The sequence below is a fragment of the Pseudomonas sp. 18-147 genome (genome assembly GCF_051048045.1).
GTDB classification, from domain to species: domain Bacteria; phylum Pseudomonadota; class Gammaproteobacteria; order Pseudomonadales; family Pseudomonadaceae; genus Pseudomonas; species Pseudomonas aeruginosa.
The window spans coordinates 3029075-3050981 of the sequence record NZ_CP182296.1 but is presented as its reverse complement, the minus strand read 5'-3'; the positions used below and the strand labels follow the sequence as shown (position 1 = coordinate 3050981).

The window sequence follows — 21907 nt, the reverse complement described above, 5'->3', positions numbered from 1 at the left end:
AGTCCAAAAGTAGGAATGCTAATCCAAACAGGGACAGGAGGGAATGGCACTTTGCCTTCATTGCGTCGTCCTGACTGTACGGACGTTTCAGGATCGATGCGATGTCGTCATTTTCGTAATGGGAAGGACCTATCGGTCTCCAGGCAGCGCTCGGCCGGGTTCTGGTGAGCTGATTATTTGCGCTCGTGGCCCGGCAGAAAGAAGCCCCGCCAAGGCGGGGCTGCTTTGACGCAGACTCGAATTCACTTCACCGGCAGGTCCTTGCCCCACAGGCGCACCGCCTTGATCCCTTCCGCGCCGCCTTCGAAGACGAAGGTCTGGCGGATGCCGGCCTTGGCCGGGACGGTGACGTCGTCGGGGTTGGCGAGGGCGACCAGGGCGTTGGAGTAGCCGTCGTTGTCGATCACCAGCAGCGCGCCGGTCTGGGTCAGGTTGATCAGGCGCACGGTGGCGTCGCTGTCGTTCTTGAAGCCGAGGGTGACGGCCAGTTGCTGGTCGCGCGGCTCGGTCTTGAGCACTTCGACCTGGCCGATCTCGGCGAAGCCGGCGTTGTCGGAGACCACCTTGGCGCCATCGGCGCCCTGGGCCGACTGGCGGCCGCTGGTGATGCCCTCGCTGACCCCGCCGAGGAGGTTCTTGCCGGTCTCGATGGCCGAGGACACCGCGGCCTTGGCCGCATCCTTGACCGAGCTGCCCTCCTCCGCGGCCACGGCGCTGCCGGCGGCCAGGGGCAGGAGCAGTCCCAATGCGGCGATCCTTGCGTTCATTCGTCCATCCTCTGGTGGTGTGGGAGGCAGCCAGACTAACAGCCGTCTAGCGGCCGTTCCAGTGGCGCGCCCGGCGCTTGCGCCACCAGATGTAGACACCGGTCAGCGACAGCCCGGCGATGGCCAGGCCGAGGGCGGCGATGGCGATGCGTCCCGGCAGGCCGGCGATGCGCCCGCCGTGGATCGGGTACTGCAAGCGGTAGAAACGCTCTCCCCAACTGCCCTGCCCGGCGACTTCCTGGCCTAGCAGGCGGCCGTCGCTGCCGTGGAAGAACAGCCAGGACTTGCCCATGGGGTCGTCGTGGTCGCCGAAGCCGGCGCCGAAGAAGTTGTATTCGAAGCTGTAGTACAGCTCGCCGATCGGCTCGGCGATGCCCAGCCGCGCCGCTTCGACGCTGGCCAACTGGAAGGTGCGGTCGTAGTCCAGGCGGGTCTCCCCCAGTTGCTCCCTGGGCAGCCGCCCGCGCGCCTCGTAGACGCTCGGTTCGATCGGCGAGAACAGCGATACCAGCGGCTTGAACACCTGGCTCGGCAGGTTCAGGGCGACGCTGCTCAGCGCCACCGGCGCCAGCAGCAGCCAGAGCCAGAGGCCGCCGGCGCGATGCAGGTCGAAGTTGAAGCGGTAGGCGTTGCCGCGCTTGATCTTCCAGGCTGTCGTCCACTTGCTCCAGAACGGCCGGCCGCGCGGCAGGGTCAGCCAGGCGCCGACGAAGCAGTCGAGGAACCAGAACATCGCCACCCCGCCCATCAGGTACAGGCCCCAGTTCCCCGGCAGGGTCAGGTTGTGGTGGAACTCCAGGACCCAGGGAACCAGGTTCGCCGGCTGGAAGCAGCAGGCCGCCCAGAGGCGCTTGCCGACTTCCTCGCCGCTGACCGGGTCGAGGTAGAACACGTCGTGCTCGACCTTGGCGCCGGCCTCGCGCGGCACGGTGGCGAGCAACGCCGGATGCCCGCCCGCCTCGGGATACTCCATGTACCACACCAGTTGTCGCGGATAGCGTGACTCGACGCGTTGCACCAGGCTGCCCGGGGAAAGGCGCTCGCCGCCCTCGCCCACGGCGTAGAAGCCGGGGTTCAGCCATTCGTCGATTTCATGATGGAAGGCCAGCAGGCTGCCGGTGAGACCGGCGAGGAAAAGGAACAGCGCGGTAGCCAGACCGACATAGCGGTGCAGCAGGACCAGGACGGGGCGCATGGGGGCTCCAGGTAACCAGGGTACGGCCGGCGACGCCGGCGAATGCCCGGCGCGTACGTCGCGCGCCGGGCTGCTTGGCCGGTACCGCGGCGCTGGCGCCGGGGCCCGGGTGGACGGTCAGAACTGGTAGTTCACCGTCGCGGTGACGTTGCGCTTCTCGCCGAAGTAGCAGAAGTCCAGGCTGTAGCAGGACGCCACGTAGTCCTTGTCCAGCAGGTTGTTGGCATTGAGGCTGACGTCCAGGCCTTTCAGGCCGATCTTGCCGAGGTCGTAACCGATCCGCGCGTCGACCAGGGTGTAGTCCGGCACCCGCAAGGTGTTTTCCTTGTCCGCCCAGGTCTCGCCGACGTAGCGAGCGCCGCCGCCGATGCTCAGACCGCTGAGCGGGCCGGCGTCGAAGGCATAGTCGGCCCACAGCGAAGCCATGTGCTTGGGCGCCTGGTTCGGCGTATGGCCCTGGTTGCCGTCCAGCGACTTGGTGTAGGTGATGTCGGTGTAGGTGTAGCTGCCGAGCAGTTTCAGGTTGTCGCTGAGCTGGGTATGGGCCTCCAGTTCGAGCCCCTGGGAGCGCACTTCGCCGACCGAGGTGTAGAAGTTGTCCTGGGGTTCCTTGGAGGCGACGTTTTCCTGGGTGATATGGAACAGCGAGGCGGTGTAGAAGCTGTTGCTGCCCGGCGCCTGGAACTTCAGGCCGAGTTCCCACTGCTTGCCCTCGGTGGGCGCCAGGGGCGTGCCGGAGGCGTCGGAATAGGCGTTCGGATTGAACGACTCGGAGTAGCTGACGTAGGGCGCCAGGCCGTTGTCGAACAGGTACAGCGCGCCGATCCGCCCGGTGAATTTCTCCCAGTCGTCGTCGGCCTTGCTGCCGGTGCTGCGGTTCTTGTCGGTGACGCTGACCCAGTCCTGGCGCAGGCCGAGCGAGAAGCGCCACTGGTCGATGTCGATCAGGTCCTGGAGGTAGACGCCGGTCTGCTCCAGGCGGCGGGTGTGGTTGTCGTCCGGGAAATAGCTGATGGCGTCGTCGCCGTAGACCGGGTTGAACGCGTCCAGCGCCGAGGCCGAGCCGGAACGCCAGTCGACCACGGTGCGCCGGCGCTGGTAGTCGAGGCCGGTGAGCAGGGTGTGGCGCGCCGCGCCGGTGGCGAATTCGGCCTGCAGCATGTTGTCGACGATATACGCCTGCAGGTGCTCGCGGGCGCCGCTGAAGTAGCGGTTCAGCTTGTTCGGCTCGCTGGCGCTCCAGCCGTAGGCGTAGACCTGCGACAGGTCGACGTCGGAGTCCAGGTAGCGGAAGTTCTGCCGCGCCGACCAGACGTCGTCGATGCGGTGCTCCAGCTGGTAGCCGAACATCCGCTGGGTGCGGTCGAAGTCGTCCTTGCTCGGCTCGCCATCGAAGAACTCGCGGGAGATGTGCCGGCCGTTGTGGTGCGACAGGGTGCCGTCGGCCGGTACGCCGCCGTGGTAGCCCCCGTTGGGATCGTGTTGCAGGTAGCCTTGCAGGGTCAGGGTGGTGTCATCGCTGAAGTCGATGGCCAGGGTCGGGGCGATGGCGTAGCGCTCCTCCTTGACGTGATCGAACTGGGTGTCCGAGCCCTTGCCGAGACCGATCAGGCGGTAGGCGATGCGCTTCTCCTCGTCGAGCGGCCCGCTGAAATCGAAGCCCATCTCCTTCTGGCCCATGTTGCCGATGCTGCCGGTGATCTGGCGGTAGTCCTCGTACAACGGCTTCTTGCTGGTCAGCGCCACCAGGCCGCCCGGCAGGCTACGGCCGTAGAGCACCGAGGACGGCCCCTTGAGCACATCGATGCGTTCGAGGAAGTACGGGTCGACCTGCATCGAGCTGAAGGTACCGCTGTCGCCCATGGCCTTGAGACCGTCGAGGTAGATGTTGTCCACGCTGTTGTCGGCGAAGCCGCGCATCACCACGTAGTCGTAGCGGTTGGAGGCGCCGACCTGGCCGGTGAAGATGCCGGGGGTATAGCGCATCGCCTGCTGCACGGTCTTGGAGGCGGTGTCGTCGATCTGCTCGCGGGTGATCACCGAGACGGTCTGGCTGGTTTCCAGCAGCGGCTTGCTGGTCTTGGTGGCGATCTGGCTATGGGTGGCCAGGTAGCCATCGGTGCTGCCCAGGTTGTTGCCGAGGGCGAAGACCTCCACCGCCTGCATGTTCAGCACATCGCCGTCCTTTGCCGGCGCCTCGCGCAAGACGAAGCTGCCGTCGCCCTGGTCTTCCGCTTCCAGCGGGGTGTCGGCGAGCAGCCGGGCCAGGCCCTGCTGCACGGTGAAACTGCCGCGCAACCCCTGGGAGCTGTAGCCACCGGTCTGCGCCGGAGTGGCCGAGAGGGTGATGCCGGCTTCGCGGGCGAAGCGGTTGAGCACGTCGCCCAACTGTCCGGCGGGGATCGCATAGGGCCGCGCCTGTTCCGCCGCCGCTTCGGCGGCCGAGGCGCAGAGCGGCGCCGCGCCGGCCGCCATGGCCAACGACAGCAGGGCCGCGCGCACCGAACGGCTCAGGCGCGAGGCGCGGGGGAAATCGAGGGACGACGGGGCATTGCGGAGGACGACGGCGGTGGCGGTCATGAACGGGATCCGTTGGAGTCGTTGAAGGGTGTTCAATCGGTAAAGCCGGACCAGTCGCGGAAAGCCGACAAAAATAATGAAAATAATTTTCAGTGCGTTTCGCTCCGGACGAAAGCAAGCGTACACGCGGCCGCCGGCGCGACTCAGGCGGCGACCACCCTCACCCACCAGCGGGTATGTCGCTGCAGGCGCACCGGCAGGGTCCGCGCGAGCACCTGCAGCAGCTTGTCGGTGTCGTCCAGGCGATAGACCCCGGACAGGCGCAGGTCGGCGACCTCCGCGGCGCAGCCGAGGTAGCCGTTGCGGTAGCGGGCGACCTCGGCGAGGAAATCGGCCAGGCGCATGTCGCGGGTGACGATGAGGCCATCGGCCCAGGCCACGGCGTCCATCTGCGGCCGTTCGAGGCGCCGCACGCCGTCGGCGGCGATCCGATAGCTCTGCCCCGCCTCGGCCACCGGAGCCTGCAGCGGACGCGCGCCGAAGGCATCGATGCGCACCGAACCCTCGCTGACGCTGAGACAGGTGGCGGCATCTTGCAGGCGTACGTTGAAACGGGTGCCGAGGGCCTCGAACAGCCCTTGCGCGGTACGTACCCGCAGCGGCCTGTGCGTGGGCGATTGCGTATCGGCGCCGCTGGCGAGGAAGATCTCGCCGCGGGCGAGGAGGATCAGGCGCTGGCCGGCGTCGTAGCGCACGTCGACCGCGCTGTCGGTGTTCAGTTGCAGGCGGGTGCCGTCGACCAGCTCGATACTGCGCCGCTCGCCGGTGGCGGTGCTGTAGTCGGCGCTCAGGCGCTGCCAGGGCAGGCTATCGCGACCGACCCAGGCCACGGCGCCGCCGGCCACCAGCAGCGACAGCAGTTTCAGCGCCTGGCGCCGCTGCAGGCGCTGCGCGCTACTGTCCAGGGTGCCGTAGGCGACCCCGCCGGGCAGCGCCTTGAAGCGTCCTTGCAGTTCTTCGTTGAGCGCGCTGACCTGCTGCCAGGCCCGCTCGTGCTCGCCGTGCTCCGCGCGCCAGGCCGCGCAGGCGCGCTGCAGGCGATCGTCGGCCGGCTGCGAGCGCAGGCGGACCAGCCAGTGGATGGCCTGCCTGACCACCGCTTCGTCGACCCTACCGCGCGTCCCGTCCACGGCTCCGCTCATTCGCCGTAGCGCAGCAGGTAGCAGTGGTACAGCGCCTCGGCCACGTAGCGCTCGACGCTACGCTGGGAAACCCCCATGCGTTCGGCGATCTGCCGGTGGCTGAGGTCTTCGCACTGGGCCAGGAGGAAGGCGGTGCGGACCTTCGGCTTGAGCCCGTCGAGCATCCGCGAGATTTCCTCCAGCAGTTCCAGCACCAGTTCCCGCGCCTCGGGCGACGGCGCCTGTGCCTCGGGCAGGTGGGCGATGCTTTCGAGGTAGGCGCGCTGCAGTTCCTCGCGACGCCAGTGGTCGATCACCAGGCCGCGGGCGATGGTCCGCAGGAACGCGCGCGGCATGCCGATCTCACGCAGTTCGCGCTTGAGCAGGATGCGCAGGAAGGTGTCCTGGGCCAGGTCCGCCGCGTCCGCCGCGCAGCCCAGCTTGCCGCGCAGCCAGTTCTGCAACCAGCCATGGTGCTCGCTGTACAGCGCATGCATGGCGCGATGGTGGGCGCTGAGAAGGATCGGGGCGGACATGGGAAAGTCGGGGCGACACATGAATGATAATGAATCGCATTGTCGAGAAGCCGCGGCCTTTTTGCAATAGCACCCGCCGGCCGGCGCCCTACTCGGCCGCCGCGCCTTCGCGCAGGCAGGCCAGCAGGTCTTCGCTGGCACGGTCGCGGTGCGGTTCGTCGCGCCAGCACATGCCCACCGCGCCCTCGCCGGGAATCTCCAGCGCCAGCCTGGCCACCAGGCCGAGCCCGGCAAGGTGCTCGACCACCCGCGCCGAGCCGATGGACAGCATGTCGCTGCCACGCAACAATTCGATGTTGGCCAGCATCGACGATGACTCCAGGCGGTAGGCCGGCGGCTGCCGGCCGCCCTGGGTCAGGGCCATGTCGAGCTTGCTGCGGATCGGCGAGCCGGGCGGCCAGACGATCCAGTCGTAGCGCCGCACGTCTTCCCAGTCCAGCGCGGCGGCCTGGGCCAGGGGGTGACCGGGGCGCGCCATCACCACGATCGCCTCGCTGTAGAGCACCTCGCAGCGCAGGCTGGCGCGCGGCGCATAGTTGTCCAGGCGCCCCACCACCACATCGAGCTGGCGTTTCTCCAGCCGTTCGAGAAGGCCGTTCATGGTGCCTTCGAGCAGTTCCACCTGGGCCCCGGGGTAGCGTCCGAGGAACGCCCGCAATGCGCGCGGCACCAGGCTCGGCGCGGAGGCCGGCGACGTGCCGAGGAGCACCCGGCTGCCGCTGCCGCTGCGCATCGCCTCGAGGTTCTGCCGCGCCCGCTCCATCTCGGTGAGTACGCGCTGGGCGTGGTTGAACAGGGTCATGCCATAGGGCGTCGGGCGCAGGCCACGGGCGTGACGCTCGAACAGCGGCGCGCCGACGTCCTCCTCCAGTTCCTTGAGCCACTTCGACAGGCCCGGTTGGGTGGTGTGTGCGGCCCGGGCGGTGCCGCTGAGGTTGCCGGTCTCCATCAGGCTGACCAGCAGTTGCAGGTGTTGCAGGCGCAGGCGGCGGGTCCAGTTCATCGCAAGCCATCCTCAAATACGTATAGGTCGATGTCTAAATATCATTATTCGGTTATGCCTTCACCTCGAATAATGACTACCAGACCGAGGCGGCCCCGCCTCCTCCCGCCGGAGATTCATCGGTATGCATAACGACAATTCCACCGAGAAGCGCGCCGACTTCTATCGACGCATCCGCCAGCAGCACCTCACCCCGCTCTGGGAAGCCCTGCACAGCCTGGTCCCGGCGCAACCCGCCGGCGGCTGCCAGGCGGCGCTGTGGCGCTATCGCGAACTGCGCCCGTTCCTGCTCGAGGCAGGCGACCTGATCAGCGCCGAGGAAGCGGTGCGCCGCGTGCTGGTGCTGGAGAACCCGGACCTTCCCGGCCAGTCGGCGATCACCCCGAGCCTCTACGCCGGCCTGCAACTGATCCTGCCGGGCGAGATCGCCCCCAGCCACCGGCACACCCAGTCGGCCCTGCGCTTCGTCGTCGAGGGCTACGGCGCCTACACCTCGGTGGACGGCGAACGCACCCGCATGGAGCCGGGCGACTTCATCATCACCCCGTCCTGGACCTGGCACGACCACGGCAACCGCGCCGCCGCGGAAGGCGGCGAGCCGGTGGTCTGGCTGGACGGCCTGGACATCCCGATGCTGCGTTTCTTCGGCGCCACCTTCGCCGAAAACCATGATGAACCGGTACAGCCGTTGCGACGTGGCGAAGGCGACAGCCTCGCCCGCTACGGCAGCAACATGCTGCCGCTGCGCCATCAGCCGACGACGCCGACCTCGCCGCTGTTCAGTTACCCCTACGCGCGCAGCCGCGAGGTCCTCGAGCGCCTGGCGCGCCTCGAACGGCCCGATCCCTGGGAAGGCCACAAGCTGCGCTACGTCAACCCGGCCACCGGCGGCTGGGCCATGCCGACCATCGCCACCTGCCTGCAACTGCTGCCGGCCGGCTTCCTCGGGCAGCCCGCGCGCAGCACCGACGCCAGCGTCTATTCGGTGGTGGAAGGCAGCGGCGTGGCGCAGATCGGCGACCGGCGCTTCGCCTTCGAGGCCAAGGATCTGTTCGTCGTGCCCTCCTGGGCCGAGCTGCGCCTGGAAGCCGGCGCCACCGACTGCGTGCTGTTCAGTTTCTCCGACCGCCCAGTGCAGCAGGCGCTCGGCATCCTCCGCGAATCCCGCGAAACCCTCGCCCACTGAAGGACCCGTCCCATGAACCATCTCTTCGCGCCCGAAGCACCCGTCAGCCTCACCATCCATGGCAGCGACCAGACCTTCCCGGTGCGGCGGGTCTACTGCGTCGGCCGCAACTACGCCGCCCACGCCCGGGAAATGGGCTTCGATCCCGAGCGCGAGCCGCCGTTCTTCTTCTGCAAGCCGGCCGACGCGGTGGTCCCGGTCGCCGCCGGCAGCACCCTGGAGCTGGCCTACCCGAGCCAGACCGGCAACTACCACTACGAGATCGAACTGGTGGCGGCGATCGGCAAGGGCGGCTGCGACATTCCCCTGGAGCAGGCCGAGGAACACGTCTGGGGCTACGCGGTGGGCCTGGACATGACCCGCCGCGACCTGCAGATGCGCATGCGCGAGATGGGCCGGCCCTGGGAGATCGGCAAGGCCTTCGACCGCTCGGCGCCGATCGGCCCGCTCTACCCTGCCAGCCAGGTCGGCCATCCGCGCCACGCCGCCATCAGCCTCCAGGTCGACGGCGAGGATCGCCAGCGCAGCGACATCGACCAGTTGATCTGGTCGGTGGCGGAAACCGTCAGCTACCTGTCGCGCTTCTTCGAGCTGCGCCCCGGCGACCTGGTCTTCACCGGCACCCCGGAAGGCGTCGGCGCGGTCGAGCGCGGCGAGCGGATGCTCGGCGCCATCGACGGCCTCGGCGAACTCAGCGTCCGCGTGGTCTGACCCACCGCCCGCGCACGGCGCGGGCCCACCCTGCCCTTCATCCGGGCCGTCGCCGCGGCGACGGCCGAGGAACGCTCATGCCTACGCCCGACAAGAACAACAAGATCGACGTCCAGGCTTTCATCGATGCGCAGGCGGTTTCCGCCTTCCAGTTGCGAGTCCTGTCGCTGTGCTTCCTGATCGTCGCCATGGACGGATTCGACACCGCCGCCATCGGCTTCATCGCCCCGGCCCTGGCCCACGACTGGCAACTGAGCCCGGCGCAACTCAGCCCGATCCTCGGCGCCGCGCTGGCCGGCCTGGCCCTCGGCGCCTTCGCCGCCGGCCCGCTGGCCGACCGTTTCGGACGCAAGAGCGTACTCCTGCTCTCGGTGCTGTTCTTCGGCGGCTGGAGCCTTGCCTCGGCCTACGCCGGTTCGGTGGAAACCCTGGCCCTTCTGCGCTTTCTCACCGGCCTCGGCCTGGGCGGGGCGATGCCCAACGCGATCACCCTGACCTCCGAATACTGCCCGCGCCGGCACCGCGCGCTGATGGTCACCGCGATGTTCTGCGGCTTCACCCTCGGCTCGGCGCTGGGCGGCCTGCTCGCCGCGCGGATGGTCCCGGCGCTGGGCTGGGAAAGCGTGCTGCTGCTCGGCGGCGGCCTGCCCCTGGCGAGCCTGCCGCTGCTCTGGGCATGCCTGCCGGAGTCGGTGCGCTTCCTCGCCCGCCGCGCACCGGACGCGGCGCGCCTGCGGCGCATCCTCGAACGCCTGGGGCGCCTGCCCGACGGCTGGGCCGGACGCCTCGAACTGCCCGCCGACGAGTCCGACGGCACCTCGCCCCTGCGGCAGATCCTCGGCGCCGAGCTGCGCGGCGGCACCCTGCTGCTCTGGGCCACCTTTTTCATGGGCCTGCTGATCATCTACCTGCTGACCAACTGGCTGCCGACGCTGATCGGCGGCACCGGCTTCAGTCTCGGCGAGGCGGCGACGATCAGCGCCATGTTCCAGCTCGGCGGCACCCTCGGCGCACTCCTCCTGGGCAGCGCCATGGATCGCTTCGACGCGCACCGGGTGCTGAGCCTGGCCTACGTCGGCGGCGCCCTGTTCATCCTCGGCATCGCCAGCCTCTACCACAGCTTCGCCCTGCTGGCGCTGTGCGTCACCGGCGTCGGTTTCTGCATCAGCGGCTCGCAGGTCGGCGCCAACGCCCTGGCCGCCGATTTCTATCCGACCCGCAGCCGCGCCACCGGGGTCAGCTGGGCCCTCGGCCTGGGCCGCATCGGCTCGATCGTCGGCTCCCTTAGCGGCGGCGCCCTGCTCGGCCTGGGCCTGGGCTTCAGCGGCATCCTCGCCCTGCTGGTGATCCCGGCGCTGCTCGCCGCCGTGGCCGTGCATCGCCTGGGCCGGCGCCGGGTCAGGCCTTCTCCCACCACTCTCTGAACAGGACTTTCCATGCAGCTCTACAGCTTCTTCAACAGCTCCACGTCCTATCGGGTGCGTATCGCATTGGCCCTGAAAGGCCTGGATTACCAGGTAGTGCCGGTCAACCTGCGGCAGGGCGAGCAACTGCGCCCGGCCGACCGCCAGCGCAACCCGATGGGCGCGCTGCCGACCCTGGTCGACGCCGACGGCCGCCGGTTCAGCCAGTCGCTGGCGATCATCGACTACCTCGACGCCGTGCAGCCCGAACCGCGCCTGATCCCTCTCGACCCACTGCATCGCGCCCAGGCGCTGGAACTGGCCCTGCTGGTGGCCTGCGACATCCATCCGCTGAACAACGTGCGGGTGCTCAAGTACCTGACCCAGGTCCTCGGCATAGACGCCGAGGACCGCCAGCGCTGGTACGCGCACTGGGTCGCCGAGGGCCTGGCGGCGGCGGAGACCCTGCTGAACCGACACCGTCGCGGCGCCTTCTTCGCCGGCGCCGCAGCGGGCATCGTCGAGTGCTGCCTGGTACCGCAACTGGCCAACGCCCGGCGCATGGGCTGTGACCTGGCGCCCTACCCGGCGTTGCTCGAACTGGAGGGGCGCTGCCTGGCGCTCGAAGCCTTCCAGCGCGCCAGCCCCGAGCGCCAGCCCGACTACCTGCCGGACTGACGCGCTGCCCCGTGGAAAACAACAACAAGAAGGACACGCCCATGACCACCCGCATCCGGGCCAGCCTGCTGGCCCTGCCCCTGCTGCTGCCTCCGTTCCAGGCTATCGCCGCGCTGCCGGGGATGAACCTCGGCCAGACCTCCTTCCTCGACGGCAAGGCCCTGCCCGGCACGCTGTTCCAGCAGTTCGTGAATATCTACGAGGCCGACGACTTCATGGACGCCAACGGTCACCGGCGCCCGCTCGACAACCGCCTGCGCACCCTGCTCGCCACCAGCCACTTCGCCCACATCAGCCAGCACCAGCTGTTCGGCGCCTACTACGGCGCGGAAATCCTCGTCCCGGTGCTGCTCGCCGATCCCGACTTCGAACCCCACGCCGGCAGCGCCAACGGCCTCGGCAACCTGATCGTCAGTCCGTTCATCCTGCAATGGCCGCAGACCGAGCTGTTCGGCCGGCCCTACTGGCAGCGCCTGAACCTCGCCTTCCAGTTACCCACCGGGCGCTACGACAGGCATCGGGCGATCAATCCCGGCAGCAACCACTGGAGCTTCAACCCGCACTACGCGCTGACCTGGGAATTCGCCGAAGGCTGGGAAGCCAGCGCTCGCCTGCAGTACCTGTTGCCGGGCAAGAATCGCGACCCGGCGGCGCCGTTGGCCGACGACTACCTGCAACCGGGCCAGGCGTTCCACGCCAACTACTCGGTATCGCTGGCGCTGGATGCGCATTGGCGGCTCGGGTTGTCCGGCTACAGCCTGCGACAGATCACCGACGAGCGGGTCGACGGCCACGACCGCCCGGACTCCCGCGAGCGGGTCGATGCCATCGGCCCGGCGCTGATGTTCGGCTGGGGCAAGTCGCGGCTGTTCCTCAACGCCTATCACGAATACGGCGCACGCAACCGCAGCGAGGGCAGCCGGCTGATCCTGCGCTACTCGCAGGTCTTCTGAGCGTCGCCTTCCGGGACGATCGGCAAGCGCTCCAGGGTGCGGAACACCGAGCTGCGCCGCCAGCGCAGGTCCGTCGGTTCCGAGGCCAGGGCGAAACGGCGACGCACCAGGCCGCGCAATGCGCATTGCAATTCGAGCCGGGCCAGGTACGCGCCCAGGCAGTAGTGCGGACCATGGGCGAACGCCACGTGCTGCTTGGCGTTCGCTCGCTGCAACTGCAGGCGGTCGGGGGCGGCGAACATCTCCGGGTCGCGGTTCGCCGCGAGGAAGCTCAGCCAGAGCTTCTCTCCAGGCGGAATCCGCTGGCCGCCGATCTCCACCTCCTCCAGGGTGCAACGCACGCCGCCGCGCACCGCGCCATCGAAGCGCAGCAGTTCCTCCACCGCGTTCGCCGCCAACTCCGGGCACCGCCGCAGCAGGTCGAGCTGGTCGGGATGGGTGAGCAGCGCCAGCGTAGCGTTGCCGACCATGCTGATGGTGGTTTCGAAGGCGGCCATGAACACCATGGCATAGGCCGCTACCAGGTCCTCGAGGCCCAGTCCGGCCTCCAGCATCGCGGCGCCGTCGAGGATGCTCGGCGCCGCGCCGGACGGCGGGCGCGAAGAGCCATCGCTCCAGCCGCGCGCCTGGCGTTGCAGGTAGTCGCTGAAGGCGGCCGCGCTGCGGTTGATCTGCCCGGCATCGCCGTGGCTGGCGGCGAGATCGAGCCCGGCGGCCAGATCGCGGCCCCAGGGCAGCAGTTGCCCGGTATCTTCGCGGGGAAAGCCGAACAGCTCGGCGGCCACCCGGATCGTCAGCGGTTCGGCGAAATCCCTGAGCAGATCGGGCTCGCGGCGCTCCAGCAAGCTGTCGAGGAGTTCTTCCACCAGCACCTCGATGCGCGCTTCCCAGCGGCGCACGGCGTCGGGGCCGAAGGCCGGAGCGAACAGCCTGCGCAGGCGGGTGTGCCGCGGCGCGTCGTTGAACAGCATGAAGTTGTCGTAGAAGCGCGCCAGCGGTTGCAATTGCTGGTGGCCGAACCAGCTGGCGCCGCCCTGGCGGACGCCGGCGGCGCCAAGGCGAGCGGGGTCGGCGGAGAAACGGCGGTCGCGCAGGCACGCCGAAACATCGGCATAGCGACTGATCCACCAGATCGAGGCCTGGTCGCGGCAGACCGGCGCACGGGAGCGGATCAGCCGCAACAGCGGATAGGGATCGGCGACGAAGTCGGGATGGTAGGTGTGGATGTCGAAACCGTCGCTCCGCGGGGCGAGCGCCGGACGCTGAGCGTCATGGCGCGGCTGCGCGCTGCCTTCCTCGCTGAATGCGTCGTCCATGGCCCTTGCTCCGCTGGGTTGGCGTAACGCAGGGAGTATAGATGGCCGGCGGCTCGGCGCCGGCCCGGAGGATCAGCGCGGACCGAGGATCTCCGCCAACTGGTCCGGCTGCGGCGCGCCCTGTTGCTGCTGCATGCGCCCCTCGGCATTGAGATAGAAGATCGCCGGGGTCGCCGCGGCGCCCATCGACTCCATCAGTTCCATGTTGCCGGCGAGCTGCTTGCGCACCGCCGCCGGGATCTTCGCCAGCGGCTTCAGGGTGCTGGCCTTGCCCGCCTGCTCATGGTCGTGCAGGGCCTTCTGCGGGTCCTTGCTGGCCAGCAGCGCGGCGGACTTGGCTTCGCTGTCCTCGCGGATGATGCCGACCATGATATGCCGCAACTGCACCTTGCCGGCATCCACCCAGGGTCGCGCCTGCTCCCAGAACATGGTGCAGTACGGGCAGTTCGGGTCGCTGAACAGGTAGACCACGCGCGGCGCGTCGGCACGGCCATCGGCGATCCAGGCGCTCTGCTCCATCTTCTGCCACATTTCCTTGGCCAGCGGCGCATACACCAGGCGCTCCAGCGGTTCGCGGCTGAGGTCCTTGCCCTGGGCGTCGAACAGGTGGCCGGTGAGTACGTGCTTGCCGTCGGGCGTCAGGTACAGCGCCATGCCCTGGTTCTGGTATTCGGCGGCGTAGCCGCGCAGGCCATCCGGGGCGTCGAAGCTGCCGAGGATGCGGGCGCCCTTCTCCTGGACCATGCGGATCGGCGCCGGCAGCTCCTCCGCCGCCGTGGCCAGGCCGGCGTTGAGGAGGGTCAGGCCCAGGCCAAGGGTGATCAGGTTGCGCGGCAGTCTCATTCGGAACTCCTGGTTGCGGGGGCGGCAGCGGCCGGCTCGAAGGCTTCGAGGTAGCGCGCCAGGCTGCCGCGGGACAGTTCGCCGAGATGGCTGCCCAGCAGGCGGCCCTCGGCGGTGTAGAAAACGGTGGTGGGCAAGGCGACCGAGCCGACCTGCTGGCCAAGCTGCCCGCCGTTGTCGAACAGCAGGTTGTCCAGGCGCAGGTTCTCGCCCTGGAGGAAATGGCGCACGGTCTCGGCGCTCTCGCCCTGGTTGGCGAAGAGGAACACTACGTCGGGATTCTCCGCCTGCGCCTGTTGCAGCACCGGCATCTCGCGCCGACACGGCGGGCACCAGCTGGCCCAGAGGTTGATCACCAGCGGGCGGCCCCGGAAATCGGCCAGTTGCACCGACTCGCCGGCGGCGTTGCGCAGGCTCAGTTCGGGCAGGCGCGTACCGCGCTCGTAGATGCCCAGGCCCAGGCTGCCAAGCAGCCAGAACGCCAGTCCGAGGCTGGCGCCGACACCCAGCGAGCGACGTAGCGCCGGTCGCCGCCAGGCCCAGAACAGTGCGCCGAGCACAGCGGCGAGCAGGCCTGGCCAGGCGAGAAAACCGCCATCGCGGATATCCAGCATCTGTGCGAAGTCGCCACGGTACTGCGGCCAGTAGCGCACCACGAAGGCCAGGCGCGCCACCAGCAGGCCGAGCAACAACAGGTTGAACAGCACCGGCTCGGCGTTGCGCCCGCCGCCGCGCGCCGCCAGCCAACCACCGAGCAGCGCGGCGCCGAGGGCGAGGAACAGCAGCAGGTGTTGCAGCGAGACCACCAGCGGCCCCAGGGAAAAACTCAGCATCAGCCGCGCTCCCGGGTCGCCTGCCAATGGGCGAGGAAGCCGCCGGCGTCGACTTCGCCGGTCAACCGGCGCGCGCGGCGCTCCTCGCCTTCCGGGCCGATCCAGATCAGGCTCGGCGGGCCGGGTACCTGGTAGCGGTGCAGCAGCTCGCGGCTGGCGGCGTTGTCCGCGGTCACGTCGAGCCGCAGCAGGCGCACGCCCTGCAGGGCGGCGAGCACATCGGGCTTGGCGAACACCTGTTTCTCCATGATCCGACAGGACACGCACCAGTCAGCGTAGTAGTCGAGCAGCACCCATTGTCCCTCGGCCTTGGCCGCAGCCAACTGACGGTCCAGCTCGGCCGGCTGGCTCACCGTGAGGAACGCCTCGTGGGCGCTGGCCGTCGGCGTAGCGCCCCGGTTCGCCGCCGCATACACCTGTAGCGGACGCCAGGGGTCGTCGGCCCCGGCCGCGGCGCCCAGCAACATCGCCGCGCCCCAGAGACCGAAGATGCAGCCCGCCGCGCCGAACAGCACCGCGTGCCGCGCCAGGCCTCGCGCCGTGTGCAGCGCGGCGTAGGCCAGGACCAGCAGCAACGCGCCGCCAAGGCCGATCCACAGCGCCTCGCCGAGCAGCGGACGCAGGAGTATCCAGGCGGTGCCGAGGAAAAGGAAGCCGAACACGCCCTTGACCAGGTTCATCCAGGGACCGGGCTTGGGCAGGAAGCGGCTGCCGACCGTCACCAGCAGCAACAGCGGCATGCCGATGCCGAGGCCCAGGCTGAACAGCACCAGGCCGCCATGCAGGGCATTGCCGGTCTGCGCGATATAGAGCAAGGCGCCGGCCAGCGGCGCGGTCATGCACGGTCCCACCAGCAGCCCGGACAACGCGCCGAGCGCAGCGGCACCGGCCAGGCTGCCGCCCTTGCGGCCGCGACTGAGACCGTCGAGGCGGTCGCGCAGGGCAGCCGGCAGTTGCAGTTCGAAGAAGCCGAACATCGGCAGCGCGAGGAACACGAACAGCGCGGCGAAGCTGCCCAGCAGCCACGGCTGTTGCAGCCAGGCCTGCAGGTTGCCGCCAAGCAGCGCCGCGACCACCCCGAGTCCGGCGTAGACCAGCGCCATGCTCAGCACGTAGCTACCGGCCAGCAGCAGGCCGCGACGAGGGCCGGCGCCGCTGCCGACCACCAGCCCGGCGAGGATCGGCAGCATCGGCAGCGAACAGGGAGCGAACGCCAGCAGCAGGCCGAGGCCGAAGAACAGCAACAGGCTCCAGGCCAGGTTGCCGGCCTGCAGGCTGCCGGCCAGGCCCTGGTCCTCGGCGACTTCGCCGCTCGTCCCGGCGGCGGCAGGGCCGGTACCGCCCAGGTCGAGCGCCTGGCTCTGCGGCGGATAGCACAGGCCGGCATCGGCGCAGCCCTGCCAGCCCAGGCGCAGTTGTCCGGCGGCGGCCGCCGGCAGGGTCAGTTCCAGGCTCTGGCGATAGACCTGCGACTCGCCGAAGAACTCGTCGCTGTGGCTTTCGCCGGGCGGCAGCTGCGGCTGCAAGGCCGGGTCGAGTCCGTCGAAGCGCAGGCGCTTCTGGTACAGGTAGTAGCCCGGCGCGATCTGCCAGCGCAGTTGCACCTGGCCGTCGTCGAGGCGCTCCCAGGTGAAGCGGAAGGCTTTCTCCACCGGCAGGAAATCCGTCTGCGTCGCGCCGCGCGGCGCGAACAGGTCGTCGCCCGGTTGCGCCTGGGACAGGCCCGGCAGCAGGAGCATCAGGAGCAGGATCAACACACGCATGGATAACGCCTTCTACGATGAACTCGGCGGCAGCATGGCCAGCGACGATTAACAGGCCGTTAACGCGGCCACGGGAAAACCCCGGCGACGCGCCGGGCGGGGCATAATCCTGGCTTAATTCGCCCGCTTCAGACTCCTATCCCTTTAACCAGCGATACCGCCATGCATGTACTGCTCACCGAAGACGACGACCTGATCGCCAGCGGCATCGTCGCCGGCCTCAACGCCCAGGGCCTGACCGTGGACCGGGTGGCCAGCGCCGCCGATACCCAGGCGCTGCTCCAGGTGGCGCGCTTCGACGTGCTGGTCCTCGATCTCGGCCTGCCCGACGAGGACGGCCTGCGCCTGCTGCAGCGCCTGCGCCAGCAGGGCGTCGACCTGCCGGTGCTGGTGCTGACCGCGCGCGACGCGGTGACCGACCGGGTCGCCGGGCTGCAGGCCGGCGCCGACGACTACCTGCTCAAGCCCTTCGACCTGCGCGAACTCGGCGCCCGCCTGCATACCTTGCAGCGGCGCTCCGCCGGGCGTTGCGTCAACGTCATCGAACACGGCCGCCTCAGCTACGATCCGAGCACCCGCGAAACCTGGCTCGACGGCCGCCCCGTGGAACTGTCGCGACGCGAACAGGCGCTGTTGCAGGCATTGCTCAACAACCGCGGGCGGATCCTCAGCGGCGAGCAGCTCAAGGACAGCGTCTATGGCTTCGGCGACGAGGTCGAGAGCAACGCCCTCAACGTCCACATCCATCACCTGCGGCGCAAGCTCGGCAACGCCATCGTGCAGACCGTGCGCGGCCTCGGCTACCGCCTCGGGCCGGCGCGCGGCGACGGAGACGACGCATGAGCCTGCGCCTGCGCCTGACCCTGATCCTCGGCTCGGCCTTCATCCTGCTCTGGTCGCTGGCCGCGGCCTGGATGCTCTGCGACCTGCGCGGGCAGATGATGCGCTCCTTCGACCAACGCCTGGCGGCCTCGGCGCGGATGGTTGCCGGCCTGCTCCAGCAGTTGCCGCAGCCGCAGCCGGCGGACGGCCAGACCACGCGCCTGAGCGCGGAGCAACTGGGAATTCCCAACGGCATGGCCTGCCAGGTCAGCTCACTGCGCGGCGAAGTCCTGGCGCAGAGCCATGCCACCCCGGAGCGGGCGCTGGACAGCACCGCCAGCGGCTTCCGCGACCAGGAAATCAACGGCGTGCTGTGGCGCAGCTTCACCGTGCAGGCCGGCGATCTGCGGGTCAGCACCGCCGACCGCCTGGAAGAGCGCGACGTGCTGCAACGCTCGGTGGTGGTGGCCGCCGCGGTGCCGGTGACGGTCGCCCTGCTCGGCAGCCTGGCCCTGCTCTGGCTCGGCGCCGGCCAGGGTCTGGCGCCGCTCAAGCGGATTCGCGACGCCCTCACCCGGCGCGGCGCCGACTCGCTGGAGCCACTGGAGCTGGCGGCCCTGCCGAGCGAACTGAAGCCGCTGGTGGAAACCCAGAACCAGTTGTTCCAGCGCATCGCCCAGGCCATCGAACGCGAGCGACGCCTGACCGGCGATGCCGCCCACGAGCTGCGCAGCCCGCTGACCGCGATCAAGACCCACCTGCAGGTCGCGCGCATGACCGAGGGCGCCGCCGCCGAGCAGGCCCTGGCCCACGCCGAGGAAGGCGCCGACCGTCTGCACCGGACGCTGGACCAGCTGTTGCTGCTGGCGCGGGTGGAAGGCAGCCTGTCGTTCGACGACGGCGTGCAATGCAGCGCCGAGGACGCCGCCCGGGTAGCCATGCACGACGCCGGCCACGGCAACGTGCGGATGTTCGAGCTGAAGCTGGCCGACGGCTTGTCCGAGGCGCCGCTGGAAGTCCCCTCGGTGCTGGCCATCGCCGCGCTGCGCAACCTGCTGGACAACGCCCTGCGCCACACCGCCGCCGGCACCCGGGTGGAGCTGGCGGTGGAAACCGCGCAAGGCTGCGCGCGCTTCCACGTCCGCGACCACGGTCCGGGCATCGCCGAAACCGACCTGCCGCACCTCACCCGGCGTTTCTGGCGCCACGGCAAGAGCGGCGGCAGCGGGCTCGGCCTGGCCATCGTCCAGGCTATCGTGCAACGCTGCCAATGCCGGCTGGACTTCGACAGCCGCGCGGACGGCCTGCGGGTGACGCTGGAAATGCCGCTGCGCGAGTGATGCGCGGGCCCACCCGCCAACCGGCCCCCGTAGGGCGAATAGCCGCCCGCGGCTATCCGCCGGACCGAGGCCCAGGCATCGGCGGATAACGCCGTTGGCGTTATCCGCCCTACCCCCGCGCCGACCTGCTTCCGCCGGACCGGGTCTCCGTCCTGCGGACGCCAGGCCACGAGGGTCAGATTCCCTGTCCCAGCAGCACGCCGTTGACCTTCTGTCCGTACAGGTTGACGCCGTCGTTGGCATGGAACTTCTGCCGCGTCTTCTCCACCGAACCGTCCACCAGGCGCGGGTCCTGCGGGCGCTCGTGGCTGTTCATGAAGGCGGCGACGTCCCAGGCGTCGCGGTCGCTGAGGGTACCGGGCTTGCCCAGCGGCATGTTGTACTTGATGAAGGAGGCCGCGGTGTTGATGCGGTGCATGCCCGCGCCCCAGTTGAACGACTGCGCGCCCCACAGCGGTGGGAACACCGTCTGCCCCAGAGCCATCTGGCCCTGGCCGTCGGCGCCGTGGCAGATCGCGCACTGCGCGGCATAGACCTTGGCGCCGCGCTCGATGCTGTAGCCGCCTTCCGGCGGGGCCACGTCCGGATAGCCGCGTCCGGGCAGGCTGACCCCGGTCGGCGCCTGGCTCGCCAGCCAATAGGCGTAGACGGTCAGGGCCTTGATCTCCGGGCTGTCGGCCGCCGGCACCTTGCCGTTCATGCTGAACTGGAAACAGCCCTGCAGGCGCTCGGCGAACGTATTGACCTTGTTGTTCTTGGCGCGGAACGCCGGATAGACCGGATAGGCCGCCCACTGCGGCGCGGAGTTGGCCCGGCGGCCCTGGTCGAGATGGCAGTTGACGCAGTTGAGCTGGTTACCGACCAGATGCGGCGCGTTCTTCCGGGTTTCCACGAACAACGCCTGGCCCTGGCGGACCATTTCGCCGAAGGCGTTGTCCGGGAGGCTGCTTTCCGCCGGCGGCTGGAACGGCTCCGAGGGCGCCGTTGCCGCGTGGACGGGAGCGACCAGCAGGCCGGCGACGGCCAGGGAAAGGATCGACGGCATGTTCATGGCTGGCCTCCTGCCTGACCGAGGGTGGCGAAGAACTGGCTGACGCTGCGGATCTCCTCTTCGCTGAGGGATTTGGCGATATGTCCCATCAGATCGTTCGGGTCGTTGCGGCGAGTGCCAAGCTGCCAGGCGCGCAACTGGTTGCTCAGGTACATCTCGCCCTGCCCCTGCAACGGCGGGAAGGCCTCTCCCACGCCGCTGCCGGCCGGACCGTGACAGGTCACGCACTCGGGAATGTTGCGCTCCCAGGCGCCACGCACCGCCAGGGTCTCGCCGGGGCTGCGCGGGGTGGCCACGCGCGACAGCGCCACCGGCTTGGGCGCCGGCATTGCCGCGAGGGTAGTGGCGAGCGCCTGGATCTCGTCGTCGCCGAGAGCATCGGCTATGCCCTTCATCACCGGGTGCTCGCGACTGCCGCCCTGCTTGAGGTCGTGCAGCTGCTTGCTCAGGTAGGCGGCGGGAAGGCCCGCCAGGCGCGGAAAGCCGGCGGCGGCCAGGCCCATGCCATCGGCGCCGTGGCAGGTGACGCAGGCCGCGGCGGCCGGGTTGGCGCCGCCCTGTGTGTAGAGTTTCTGGCCGTCGACGGCGGCCTGGGCCGTCGCCGCCAGCAAGATGGTCAATGAAAACAGCAGTCGGTGTGCAACCGGCATGGCAGGGTTCCTCTCTGGCTTATTGTTTTTAGTTCTAAGTTTAGAACCAAAAAACCTATCGCCGAAAGACCCTACCGCACGCAGGTCTACATCATTTTCCCTACAGGCCCCGGATCACGCCCCTTTCAGCCCCGCGACGATTTCGCAAGAGCGCAGCCGATGGGCGTGCTCGTAGAAGTCGCTGGTGAAGATAAGCTCGTCGGCGCCGGTCTGCTCCAGGAGGATCTCCAGGCGCGCGCGAACCTTCTCCGGACCGCCGATCACCGCCAGGCCGAAGAAGCTGCCGACCGCATCCTGCTCGTGGGGCAGCCACAACGGCGCCATACTTTCCACCGGCGGCTTCTGTTTCAGGCTCTCGCCGCGGATCAGCGCCAGCACGCGCTGGAAGGCGGTAGTGGCGAGGAACTCGGCCTCTTCGTCGGTAGGTGCGGCGATCAGCGGCACGCCGATCATCGCGTAAGGTTTGTCGAGTACCGCCGAGGGCTGGAAGTTGCTGCGGTAGATGCGCAGCGCCTCGTGCAGGTAACGCGGTGCGAAATGCGAAGCGAAGGCATAGGGCAAGCCTTTCTGCGCCGCCAGGTGAGCGCTGAACAGGCTCGAACCGAGTAGCCAGATCGGCACCTGGGTACCCTCGCCCGGCACCGCCAGCAGGCTCTGCTGGGAACGGCGCGGGCCGAGCAGCATTTCCAGCTCGGCGACCTGCTCGGGGAAGTCGTCGCCGTTGCCCAGGCGGTCGCGACGCAAGGCGCGCATGGTCGCCTGGTCGGCGCCGGGGGCGCGGCCAAGGCCGAGGTCGATGCGGCCCGGGTAGAGCGTCTCCAGGGTGCCGAAGTTTTCCGCCACCACCAACGGCGCATGGTTCGGCAGCATCACCCCACCCGAGCCGACGCGGATCCGCGAGGTGCCGCCGGCGATATGGCCGATCAGCAGCGCGGTGGCGGAACTGGCGATGCCATCCATGTTGTGGTGCTCGGCCAGCCAGAAACGGTTGAAGCCCAGGCGCTCCACATGGCGCGCCAGGTCCAGGGAGTTGTGCAGGGCTTCGGCCACGCTGCCGCCGGTGCGCACCGGCACCAGGTCGAGCATGGACAGGGGAATATCAGCAAGCGTTGTCATGAAGGCTCCAATCGGCAGCGGGCGATGGCCAGGGCGCGAG

At 69.1% G+C, this 21907-nt stretch carries 20 protein-coding genes; 7 read left to right on the top strand and 13 right to left on the bottom strand.

The window, feature by feature from the left end; genetic code table 11:
- Window positions 1-242: 242 nt before the first annotated feature.
- From ACM0M4_RS14630 to ACM0M4_RS14605, 6 genes are all read right to left on the bottom strand, one after another.
- Complete coding sequence (locus ACM0M4_RS14630; RefSeq protein ID WP_003120098.1) at window positions 243-767, bottom strand: hypothetical protein; 525 nt, start codon at window positions 765-767, stop codon at window positions 243-245.
- Between the two features lie 46 nt (window positions 768-813).
- A complete protein-coding gene (locus ACM0M4_RS14625; RefSeq protein ID WP_003113288.1) occupies window positions 814-1962 on the bottom strand; it encodes a PepSY-associated TM helix domain-containing protein in 1149 nt (382 codons plus the stop codon).
- A 117-nt stretch (window positions 1963-2079) separates the two neighbouring features.
- Window positions 2080-4542, bottom strand: coding sequence for a ferrioxamine receptor FoxA (foxA, locus tag ACM0M4_RS14620; RefSeq protein WP_003106347.1), 2463 nt, complete (start codon window positions 4540-4542; stop codon window positions 2080-2082).
- Between the two features lie 143 nt (window positions 4543-4685).
- On the bottom strand, window positions 4686-5672 hold the full coding sequence (gene foxR / locus ACM0M4_RS14615; protein ID WP_003113290.1) for an anti-sigma factor FoxR: 987 nt from the start codon (window positions 5670-5672) through the stop codon (window positions 4686-4688).
- A gap of 8 nt (window positions 5673-5680) precedes the next feature.
- The gene (locus tag ACM0M4_RS14610; RefSeq protein ID WP_003089775.1) at window positions 5681-6199 is read right to left on the bottom strand and encodes a sigma-70 family RNA polymerase sigma factor; all 519 of its coding nucleotides are present in this window, start codon (window positions 6197-6199) and stop codon (window positions 5681-5683) included.
- A gap of 88 nt (window positions 6200-6287) precedes the next feature.
- Entirely contained in the window at window positions 6288-7202 is a 915-nt protein-coding gene (locus ACM0M4_RS14605; protein ID WP_023096693.1) for a LysR family transcriptional regulator, read from the bottom strand.
- 124 nt (window positions 7203-7326) lie between these two features.
- Here ACM0M4_RS14605 and gtdA point away from each other — a divergent pair, with 124 nt between their 5' ends.
- From gtdA to ACM0M4_RS14580, 5 genes are all read left to right on the top strand, one after another.
- The gene (gene gtdA, locus ACM0M4_RS14600) at window positions 7327-8388 is read left to right on the top strand and encodes a gentisate 1,2-dioxygenase (RefSeq protein ID WP_023089168.1); all 1062 of its coding nucleotides are present in this window, start codon (window positions 7327-7329) and stop codon (window positions 8386-8388) included.
- A gap of 12 nt (window positions 8389-8400) precedes the next feature.
- Entirely contained in the window at window positions 8401-9099 is a 699-nt protein-coding gene (locus tag ACM0M4_RS14595) for a fumarylacetoacetate hydrolase family protein (protein WP_003089781.1), read from the top strand.
- Between the two features lie 77 nt (window positions 9100-9176).
- Window positions 9177-10523: an MFS transporter gene (locus ACM0M4_RS14590; protein ID WP_023096692.1), complete on the top strand. Its 1347-nt coding sequence runs from the start codon at window positions 9177-9179 to the stop codon at window positions 10521-10523.
- Window positions 10524-10535: 12 nt separating this feature from the next.
- Window positions 10536-11180, top strand: coding sequence for a maleylacetoacetate isomerase (gene maiA / locus ACM0M4_RS14585; protein WP_003113293.1), 645 nt, complete (start codon window positions 10536-10538; stop codon window positions 11178-11180).
- Window positions 11181-11221: 41 nt separating this feature from the next.
- The gene (locus tag ACM0M4_RS14580; protein WP_058181301.1) at window positions 11222-12133 is read left to right on the top strand and encodes a SphA family protein; all 912 of its coding nucleotides are present in this window, start codon (window positions 11222-11224) and stop codon (window positions 12131-12133) included.
- On the opposite strand, the gene ACM0M4_RS14575 is transcribed toward ACM0M4_RS14580, so the two are convergent.
- From ACM0M4_RS14575 to dsbD, 4 genes are all read right to left on the bottom strand, one after another.
- Window positions 12115-13449, bottom strand: coding sequence for a cytochrome P450 (locus ACM0M4_RS14575; protein WP_115288777.1), 1335 nt, complete (start codon window positions 13447-13449; stop codon window positions 12115-12117). The two genes, ACM0M4_RS14580 and ACM0M4_RS14575, sit on opposite strands and share 19 nt — an antisense overlap.
- Before the next feature lie 72 nt (window positions 13450-13521).
- Entirely contained in the window at window positions 13522-14292 is a 771-nt protein-coding gene (gene dsbG, locus ACM0M4_RS14570; RefSeq protein WP_003089790.1) for a thiol:disulfide interchange protein DsbG, read from the bottom strand.
- Entirely contained in the window at window positions 14289-15125 is an 837-nt protein-coding gene (locus ACM0M4_RS14565; RefSeq protein ID WP_003089792.1) for a TlpA family protein disulfide reductase, read from the bottom strand. Before ACM0M4_RS14565 ends, dsbG begins: the two co-directional genes overlap by 4 nt.
- The gene (gene dsbD, locus ACM0M4_RS14560; protein ID WP_003103572.1) at window positions 15125-16888 is read right to left on the bottom strand and encodes a protein-disulfide reductase DsbD; all 1764 of its coding nucleotides are present in this window, start codon (window positions 16886-16888) and stop codon (window positions 15125-15127) included. Before dsbD ends, ACM0M4_RS14565 begins: the two co-directional genes overlap by 1 nt.
- A gap of 162 nt (window positions 16889-17050) precedes the next feature.
- Here dsbD and ACM0M4_RS14555 point away from each other — a divergent pair, with 162 nt between their 5' ends.
- Window positions 17051-17731 (top strand): response regulator, encoded by a 681-nt coding sequence (locus ACM0M4_RS14555; protein WP_003103570.1) that lies wholly within the window; start codon window positions 17051-17053, stop codon window positions 17729-17731.
- Complete coding sequence (locus tag ACM0M4_RS14550; RefSeq protein WP_009876521.1) at window positions 17728-19050, top strand: ATP-binding protein; 1323 nt, start codon at window positions 17728-17730, stop codon at window positions 19048-19050. The genes ACM0M4_RS14555 and ACM0M4_RS14550 overlap by 4 nt, the downstream gene beginning before the upstream one ends.
- A gap of 175 nt (window positions 19051-19225) precedes the next feature.
- Here the strand turns inward: ACM0M4_RS14550 and ACM0M4_RS14545 are convergent, their stop codons facing one another.
- The 3 genes from ACM0M4_RS14545 to ACM0M4_RS14535 all read right to left on the bottom strand — a co-directional run bounded on the left by ACM0M4_RS14545 (window position 19226) and on the right by ACM0M4_RS14535 (window position 21867).
- Window positions 19226-20101, bottom strand: coding sequence for a c-type cytochrome (locus ACM0M4_RS14545; protein WP_003103565.1), 876 nt, complete (start codon window positions 20099-20101; stop codon window positions 19226-19228).
- Entirely contained in the window at window positions 20098-20751 is a 654-nt protein-coding gene (locus ACM0M4_RS14540) for a c-type cytochrome (protein WP_108202098.1), read from the bottom strand. The genes ACM0M4_RS14545 and ACM0M4_RS14540 overlap by 4 nt, the downstream gene beginning before the upstream one ends.
- A gap of 114 nt (window positions 20752-20865) precedes the next feature.
- A complete protein-coding gene (locus ACM0M4_RS14535) occupies window positions 20866-21867 on the bottom strand; it encodes an LLM class flavin-dependent oxidoreductase (RefSeq protein ID WP_003089806.1) in 1002 nt (333 codons plus the stop codon).
- Window positions 21868-21907: the final 40 nt, after the last annotated feature.

Excerpts from the sequence above, each read along its gene's own strand:
- maiA (WP_003113293.1), top strand. The coding sequence starts at position 10,536 with ATGCAGCTCTACAGCTTCTTCAACAGCTCCACGTCCTATCGGGTGCGT.
- ACM0M4_RS14555 (WP_003103570.1), top strand. The coding sequence starts at position 17,051 with ATGCATGTACTGCTCACCGAAGACGACGACCTGATCGCCAGCGGCATC.
- gtdA (WP_023089168.1), top strand. The coding sequence starts at position 7,327 with ATGCATAACGACAATTCCACCGAGAAGCGCGCCGACTTCTATCGACGC.
- ACM0M4_RS14550 (WP_009876521.1), top strand. The coding sequence starts at position 17,728 with ATGAGCCTGCGCCTGCGCCTGACCCTGATCCTCGGCTCGGCCTTCATC.
- ACM0M4_RS14575 (WP_115288777.1), bottom strand. The coding sequence starts at position 13,449 with ATGGACGACGCATTCAGCGAGGAAGGCAGCGCGCAGCCGCGCCATGAC.
- ACM0M4_RS14590 (WP_023096692.1), top strand. The coding sequence starts at position 9,177 with ATGCCTACGCCCGACAAGAACAACAAGATCGACGTCCAGGCTTTCATC.
- ACM0M4_RS14625 (WP_003113288.1), bottom strand. The coding sequence starts at position 1,962 with ATGCGCCCCGTCCTGGTCCTGCTGCACCGCTATGTCGGTCTGGCTACC.
- ACM0M4_RS14595 (WP_003089781.1), top strand. The coding sequence starts at position 8,401 with ATGAACCATCTCTTCGCGCCCGAAGCACCCGTCAGCCTCACCATCCAT.
- foxA (WP_003106347.1), bottom strand. The coding sequence starts at position 4,542 with ATGACCGCCACCGCCGTCGTCCTCCGCAATGCCCCGTCGTCCCTCGAT.
- dsbD (WP_003103572.1), bottom strand. The coding sequence starts at position 16,888 with ATGCGTGTGTTGATCCTGCTCCTGATGCTCCTGCTGCCGGGCCTGTCC.
- ACM0M4_RS14565 (WP_003089792.1), bottom strand. The coding sequence starts at position 15,125 with ATGCTGAGTTTTTCCCTGGGGCCGCTGGTGGTCTCGCTGCAACACCTG.
- ACM0M4_RS14580 (WP_058181301.1), top strand. The coding sequence starts at position 11,222 with ATGACCACCCGCATCCGGGCCAGCCTGCTGGCCCTGCCCCTGCTGCTG.
- ACM0M4_RS14545 (WP_003103565.1), bottom strand. The coding sequence starts at position 20,101 with ATGAACATGCCGTCGATCCTTTCCCTGGCCGTCGCCGGCCTGCTGGTC.
- ACM0M4_RS14540 (WP_108202098.1), bottom strand. The coding sequence starts at position 20,751 with ATGCCGGTTGCACACCGACTGCTGTTTTCATTGACCATCTTGCTGGCG.
- ACM0M4_RS14610 (WP_003089775.1), bottom strand. The coding sequence starts at position 6,199 with ATGTCCGCCCCGATCCTTCTCAGCGCCCACCATCGCGCCATGCATGCG.
- ACM0M4_RS14605 (WP_023096693.1), bottom strand. The coding sequence starts at position 7,202 with ATGAACTGGACCCGCCGCCTGCGCCTGCAACACCTGCAACTGCTGGTC.
- ACM0M4_RS14535 (WP_003089806.1), bottom strand. The coding sequence starts at position 21,867 with ATGACAACGCTTGCTGATATTCCCCTGTCCATGCTCGACCTGGTGCCG.
- ACM0M4_RS14630 (WP_003120098.1), bottom strand. The coding sequence starts at position 767 with ATGAACGCAAGGATCGCCGCATTGGGACTGCTCCTGCCCCTGGCCGCC.
- dsbG (WP_003089790.1), bottom strand. The coding sequence starts at position 14,292 with ATGAGACTGCCGCGCAACCTGATCACCCTTGGCCTGGGCCTGACCCTC.